We start from the raw sequence: 2869 nt of genomic DNA on the forward strand, positions 1-2869 counted from the left end.
TATAAATGCTACTCTAAGAATGTACAGAAATGATTGTTTAAAAATGTACAGTTTGGATGATTAACTGCATAATATTCCTGAGGTGATATTGTGCACATCCAAGTGAGTGTAAATACAGATATAGAGATTAATAGTCTTAAAGATTTACCAAAATTAAAAATGTTATCGGAGAGTGCAAAGATGAAAATCAACAAAAGTAAATTAGCACGGGATATGGGGGTGGATCGGAGAACGATAGATAAATATCTTAAGGGTTATAAACCAAAGGTATCTCGAGAACGCAAATCAAAAATAGATGATTATGGTGAAGTCATATCGTTACTTCTATCCGAGGAATCTCAACAAATATTTTATTATAAGCGCGTGTTATGGCAGTACCTAAAAGATAATCACGGATTACGTTGTGCACCATCCACTTTTAGGGCTTACATATCAAAGAAACAAGAATTCCAACGTTATTTTGACTCAGGAAAGCGAAAGCGTGCAATCCATGAGGTGGTTCGTTTTGAAACGCCTCCAGGTGAACAAGCACAACTGGATTGGAAAGAGAATGTTCGATACATCACGAAAGATGGCGAAATAATATATGTGAATGTTTGCGTAGTCTTACTTTGTTTTTCAAGGTTTCGAACATTTCACATATCCATTTCAAAATCACAAAGTGTATTATTATCTTTCCTAACAGAGAGTTTCGAAGCGATTGGAGGGATTCCTAAAACAATGGTGACAGATAATATGAAAACCGTCATGGACGATCCCCGAACAGAATATAAACAAGGAAAGGTGAATGAACGTTTTTATCAATTCGCAAAAGATATGGGGTTTGAAGTAAGGCCTTGTATAGCTGGGAGAGCGCAAACAAAAGGCAAGGTAGAAGCTCCTATGAAATTCATTGATGAACTCCACGCTTATCAGGGAAAGTTCGATTATGAAGAGCTTCATCAATATGTACAAAAGCTTTGTAACCGAATCAATAATAGTTATAATCAAGGGTCGGGAAAGATACCTATACTGGCGTTTAAACAAGAAAAGGATCTCTTATCCCCACTACCAAATGAAAGAATAAGAGATCACTATAAAATTGATCATACACTTGTGAAGGTAAACCCTTCGAATATGGTCGTCTACAAATCTAACCAGTATTCAGTACCTGCTGGATACATTGGGAAGACTGTAGGATTACAAATATATGATAACCATATTTATGTTTATTATAACACGGAATTAATTGTTCAACATCCTATTAATCAATCAAAGCTCAATTATAAGCCAGAACATTATACAGAGGCGTTATCCAGAGGGCTGCCACATACACCGGATATTGAGATTGAGGAACTGGCTGAGAAAAATTTAGAAGCGATAAATGAGGTGTATAAAAGTGAATAGCAGTTACACAAAGCTGGTTAAAAATTTGGAGTATCTGAAGTTAAAACAAATGATGGCGCATCTTGATGAAACGATTGATTTTATGACAAACAATCAGCTGTCTTTCACAGAGGCATTAGTAAAACTAACAGACTATGAAATTGATATGAAAGAAATTAATATGGTGAGATCCATGGTTAAAGTCGGGGCGTTCCCGCATTTGAAAGAAATCAAAGATTTCGATTTTGATTTTCAACCGACTATTAACAAACAGCAAATATTAGATTTTACAACATTACGCTTTATTGAGCTGCAGGAAAACATTGTTTTCTTGGGACCAAGTGGCGTTGGTAAAACGCATTTAGCCACATCTATTGGAATCGCAGCAGCCAAAAAAAGGACGAGCACGTATTTCATTAAGTGTCATGACTTAGTTATAAACCTTAAGAAGGCAAAACTTGAAAATCGCCTGGAAACCAGGCTAAAACATTATTCAAAATATAAATTGCTTATTATTGATGAGATCGGTTACCTTCCAATCGATGCAGAAGAAGCCAAGTTGTTTTTCCAACTCATTGATATGAGATATGAGAAGAAAAGTACCATTTTAACAACAAACGCAAATTTTAAAACATGGGGAGATATATTTCAGGACACTAAAATAGCCAACGCCATCTTAGACCGGGTTCTCCACCATGCCACAGTGATCAACATAACCGGAGACTCTTACCGTTTAAAAGATCATTTCGTAAAAGAGAAATAATAACAAAAGGAGACAGCAATAATGCGTTCATTTACAGCAAAAGAAGCAACTAAGTTTTTTCATTCATACGAGCTTAAATGTAATGAGAACTTGGTCCAGGAATGGATGAATAGGAAAAGCACCAAACATATTGGCAGCCAAGTCACTGAAGATGATGTTTGGGAGTTTACAGAGTGGTGGGGACGCAAAGATACTGCGTACGAAGAAGGGATTGATGACCAAACAAAAATCAATAGATTATTGGAGGAAATAACTAGACTAAAAAAGGAAAAATCATCGTTAGAAAAGGAAAAAACTGATCTGGAACTTCAACTTGGAATTATGCCGTTTTAATGAATACATGGCCTCTACCGACCCAAAGGAGGGTAGGGGGATGTTTACCGAAAATAAAGGAAAATAGATAACACAAGGATAGGAGAGACAACAATGAGCAAGGCTGTGATGCGTTATGATTTTACCCAAGAACGATGGGTTGTTGACTTGAGAGGGGAGGAATATGAATATGATCTACACTGTGGAGAATGCTTTGAATTATACATTGGAAACAAGGCCATTCCTTGCCGATTGGAATTATCCAGTAAGTGGTACGTTATTATGGAACATGCAAGATTTGATTTACGGGAAGGTGATCAATATACGGTAAATTATAGGTAAATGGAATAAAAATTCGGTTATGTACCATGAACAAAACTGTACATTCTTAAACAGTCAAAACTGTACATATTATCGTTGACATTTACA

The 2869-nt window shown here is 36.0% G+C and carries 4 protein-coding genes; all 4 read left to right on the forward strand.

Going from position 1 to position 2869, the window contains the following annotated elements; genetic code table 11:
- The first annotated feature begins 90 nt into the window (after positions 1–90).
- The 4 genes from istA to IEW67_RS17675 all read left to right on the forward strand — a co-directional run bounded on the left by istA (position 91) and on the right by IEW67_RS17675 (position 2782).
- On the forward strand, positions 91–1386 hold the full coding sequence (istA, locus tag IEW67_RS17660) for an IS21 family transposase (protein ID WP_188634394.1): 1296 nt from the start codon (positions 91–93) through the stop codon (positions 1384–1386).
- The gene (gene istB / locus IEW67_RS17665; RefSeq protein WP_188634395.1) at positions 1379–2128 is read left to right on the forward strand and encodes an IS21-like element helper ATPase IstB; all 750 of its coding nucleotides are present in this window, start codon (positions 1379–1381) and stop codon (positions 2126–2128) included. The genes istA and istB overlap by 8 nt, the downstream gene beginning before the upstream one ends.
- Before the next feature lie 21 nt (positions 2129–2149).
- Positions 2150–2461: a hypothetical protein gene (locus tag IEW67_RS17670; protein WP_188634396.1), complete on the forward strand. Its 312-nt coding sequence runs from the start codon at positions 2150–2152 to the stop codon at positions 2459–2461.
- Between the two features lie 108 nt (positions 2462–2569).
- Positions 2570–2782, forward strand: coding sequence for a DUF5348 domain-containing protein (locus IEW67_RS17675; RefSeq protein ID WP_229671950.1), 213 nt, complete (start codon positions 2570–2572; stop codon positions 2780–2782).
- Positions 2783–2869 lie beyond the last annotated feature (87 nt).

It is taken from the genome of Lentibacillus kapialis (assembly GCF_014646635.1).
Lineage (GTDB): Bacteria > Bacillota > Bacilli > Bacillales > Amphibacillaceae > Lentibacillus > Lentibacillus kapialis.

Excerpts from the sequence above, each read along its gene's own strand:
- IEW67_RS17675 (WP_229671950.1), top strand. The coding sequence starts at position 2,570 with ATGCGTTATGATTTTACCCAAGAACGATGGGTTGTTGACTTGAGAGGG.
- IEW67_RS17670 (WP_188634396.1), top strand. The coding sequence starts at position 2,150 with ATGCGTTCATTTACAGCAAAAGAAGCAACTAAGTTTTTTCATTCATAC.